This is a genomic window from Haloparvum sedimenti (assembly GCF_001462205.1).
Taxonomy (GTDB): domain Archaea; phylum Halobacteriota; class Halobacteria; order Halobacteriales; family Haloferacaceae; genus Haloparvum; species Haloparvum sedimenti.
Map to the genome: position 1 here is coordinate 1 of NZ_LKIR01000045.1, position 3,299 is coordinate 3,299.

Sequence of the window (3,299 nt, forward strand, 5' to 3'; positions counted from 1 at the left end):
GGACGCTGCTCATCGAGGTAACTGCAACCGGCGAGGACGCGTTCCTGAATCAGGTGGCACGCGAGATCGAGGAGGCGCGGGCGATGAAACCCGGCATCATCCATCTCGCCGACCGCATCCTCAAGTACTTCGTCCCAGGCGTCTTGACGATTGCCGCGCTCTCAGTTCTCTTCTGGGTGGTTGCACCGCTCGCGTGGGGGGCAGCCTCCGACGTCCAGCGCGGGGCGTTCGCAGCGCTGGCGGTCCTCGTCCTCGGCTACCCGTGTGCGCTCGGGATGGCGACACCGCTCGCCCTCATCCGGGGCGGCGGGAAGGCGGCGAATCGCGGCATTCTGATGCGCTCCGGCGACGCCTTCCAGATATTTCCCGACGTCGACCACATCGTGTTGGACAAGACCGGCACCATCACCGTCGGCGAACCCGCCGTCAGTGAAGTCGTCGCGTTCGACACCGACGAGGTGGATGTACTCACGACTGCGGCCAGTGCAGAGGCGTTCTCCGAACACCCGCTCGCCGATGCGATCCTCGAGTTCGCTGACGAGCAAGATGTCGAGTACGCGGATCCCGACGCCTTTGACTCGGTGACCGGCAAGGGCGTCCGAGCGATCGTCGGCAGCGACGACGTGCTGGTCGGGAAACCGGGGTGGCTCAGCGGCAAGGGGATTGACCTTTCGAAGGGGAGCGACGACATTGAGCGACTTCAGGGCCGCGGCCTCACCGTTGCCGGAGTTGTTCGTGACGGTGACCTACTCGGTCTGATCGGTATCGGTGACGAGATCAAGAGCGACGCCGCTGCGACCATCCAGCGGATGCGAGACGCCGGCATCACGCCCGTGATGATCACTGGCGACAACGAGCGCACCGCGAACGCGGTCGCCGAGGAGGTCAGTATCGACCGCGTCATGGCCGACGTGCTGCCCGACGAGAAACGCGAGGAGATCGGTCGCCTGCAGGAAGCTGGCCACCGTGTGGCGATGGTCGGCGACGGCATCAACGACGCGCCGGCACTCACCCAGGCCGATATCGGGATCGCCATCGGCGCCGGCACCGACATCGCCATCGAATCGGCGGATATCGTCCTGATGGGTGACCGGCTCGGTGGCGTGGTGGACGCCTACGAGATCGGCACGGAGAGCTATCGGAAGACTCGCCAGAATCTCGTGACGGCCTTCGCGTTCAACGGTGTCGGCGTCGCCGCCGCGACCACAGGGCTCGTTCACCCCGTGTTCGCGATGCTCGCGATGGTGCTGTCTGTCTCGGCGGTGCTGGCCAACAGCTTCGCTGGCCAGCTCCTCTCCGGTAAGGGTGTCAATACCGAATTCGCTCTAAAAGAACGCACCGACGGCGAGCGGGAAGACGGTCGAGTGACGGCCGATTAAGCCACCACGTCGTAGCCATCCTGTTCGATTGCCGCGTTCACATCGTCGTCTGCGACTCCATCCTCAAGGACCACGTCGACCGTGTCAGCTTCGTGGTCGGCCTCAACGCGATTCACACCATCGAGGTTTCGCAGGGCGGTCTCTACGTTCTGTTCGCACCCGTTGCACGACATCCCGGTGACGGAGATCGTCTTTCGCTCCATACGGGCCTGTAACCACTCGCGGGGCATGACCATTACGGCAACCGTTGTATCGGTTTATCCCTATTAGAGATGGGCGTCATCGTCCGGAGAGTTGTTTGTGTCGGCCCCAAAGAGGTGGAGGCTCTTTGAGATGGGGACCACTAACGACGAAGAGAGTAACGAATTCCCTCCAGAGAAGCGTCTGGAAGCACCGAACACACGCCTGATCAAGGCAGGGATCGCGACGATCCCGGATATGGAAACCCTCCAGGAGTGCGTTGCCTACGAGAACGCCCATCAGAATCGGACGCAGATTCTGCGCCGGCTCAAGTGGAAGGCTGAAGAGCTGCGTGAGGACGAAGAGTAAGCTCTGTTATTAACCAACAAGCTCCGCGTGGGTTTCCCATTGTTGGTTAACAGACTGCGCCTCGGTTTTTCAGGCCCCTGAAGGGGCGCGGGGCGGCCAACAGCGGCCTCGTGACTCCAATCATGTCCCTCGATTTGAGTACAGACTCCAGAACGGCTAGCGACATCGCTGCCGCCAGACAAGCCGACATCCTGGCGTTCCTCCATCGAGCCCCGTTCACTCTGGATGCCTATAAGCTCGGTTTCCTTCCCGGCTTTCGGGAGGACTGCGGGTATCAGGAGAACCAATATCAGAACCTCACCCTCCCCGTCGGGATGCTTGACAACGACTTTCGGAACCCCGATCTGGATCGGTTCGTCGATCGGTTCTTCGAGCAAGAACCACAGGTCGGCGTCATCGGCGACATCTACGAACGCGGCGACGTCGATGACCACGTCGCTGCTGCTCGTGAGATTCACGCCAGCTACCCCGAGGCCGAGCTCATCATCGTCCCAAAGTCTCAAGCGGTGATCGACGCAATTCCCAAGGATCTCGTTCTTGGCTATTCGCGTGGGTACGCCGACCGGTTGGCCCACGAGTTCTCTGATCCGGCCGACTGGCGCGGTCGGCGCGTCCATATCCTCGGCGGGAGTCCACCAAAACAACTCGAAGCCATCCGACAGCTGACCCGACCGACGCTCACGGACGAGCAACCAGCCGACATCGTCGGCCTTGACTGGAACGGGCTGCATCGCGGCGCGCAGTTCGGTGAGTTCTGGACGGCTGACGGCTGGGATGATAGCGGTCGCAACGCTGACCACGTCACGGTTCGGAAGACGGTCCGTCACAGTCTCGCCCGCCTCAAGGCCTTCTGGCAGTCTCACGGTGTCTGGCCCGACGCGACCCCACACGACGACACTCTCGAGATCGAGTACGAAGGCCCATCGCCGACCGATCTCGATAGTGCTGCGTGTACCGACTGCGGAGCGAACGTCTGGACGACCCGGCGCGGTCCCTTCGTCGCCGAGTACGACACCGGTGATACCTGTGGCTACTGCAGCTACGAGTGCTACTTCTCGCATCGGCACCGAAACAACCTCGAGGAGATCGCCGGCGAGCAAAGCGTCTACTTTCCGCCTACGTGACGCTACGAGCGGTTTGTCGCGCCCTCCAGAGAGGGCGAGGGCTCGATGGTGAGTCAGCAACAGCGTACGAACGACGTTTCGGTCGATGCAATTCCAGTCGACGTAGCGAACACGCAATCAGGCGAGGTCGATCCCGCCGGGGTGCCCGAGGAGATCGAGTCGATCACGCGTGGCCTCGCCGGTGAGCAGCCACCAACGAATCCGCTCGTCGTCCTGAAAGCAGCTCGGTGGTGGTATATCCACGGCA

At 62.3% G+C, this 3,299-nt stretch carries 4 protein-coding genes and 1 pseudogene; 4 read left to right on the forward strand and 1 reads right to left on the reverse strand.

What is annotated here, in order from left to right:
* The coding region (locus AN233_RS02885; protein ID WP_125919959.1) for a heavy metal translocating P-type ATPase at positions 1-1,379 on the forward strand (1,379 nt) is incomplete at its 5' end.
* Here the strand turns inward: AN233_RS02885 and AN233_RS02890 are convergent.
* Positions 1,376-1,582: a heavy-metal-associated domain-containing protein gene (locus tag AN233_RS02890; protein ID WP_058365359.1), complete on the reverse strand. Its 207-nt coding sequence runs from the start codon at positions 1,580-1,582 to the stop codon at positions 1,376-1,378. The genes AN233_RS02885 and AN233_RS02890 overlap by 4 nt on opposite strands.
* 130 nt (positions 1,583-1,712) lie before the next feature.
* Here AN233_RS02890 and AN233_RS02895 point away from each other — a divergent pair, with 130 nt between their 5' ends.
* From AN233_RS02895 to AN233_RS16130, 3 genes and pseudogenes are all read left to right on the forward strand, one after another.
* On the forward strand, positions 1,713-1,928 hold the full coding sequence (locus AN233_RS02895; protein WP_058365358.1) for a hypothetical protein: 216 nt from the start codon (positions 1,713-1,715) through the stop codon (positions 1,926-1,928).
* Positions 1,929-2,050: 122 nt separating this feature from the next.
* On the forward strand, positions 2,051-3,052 hold the full coding sequence (locus tag AN233_RS02900; protein ID WP_058365360.1) for a DUF6610 family protein: 1,002 nt from the start codon (positions 2,051-2,053) through the stop codon (positions 3,050-3,052).
* Positions 3,053-3,100: 48 nt separating this feature from the next.
* Positions 3,101-3,299: pseudogene (locus AN233_RS16130) on the forward strand (hypothetical protein); the annotation flags it as partial.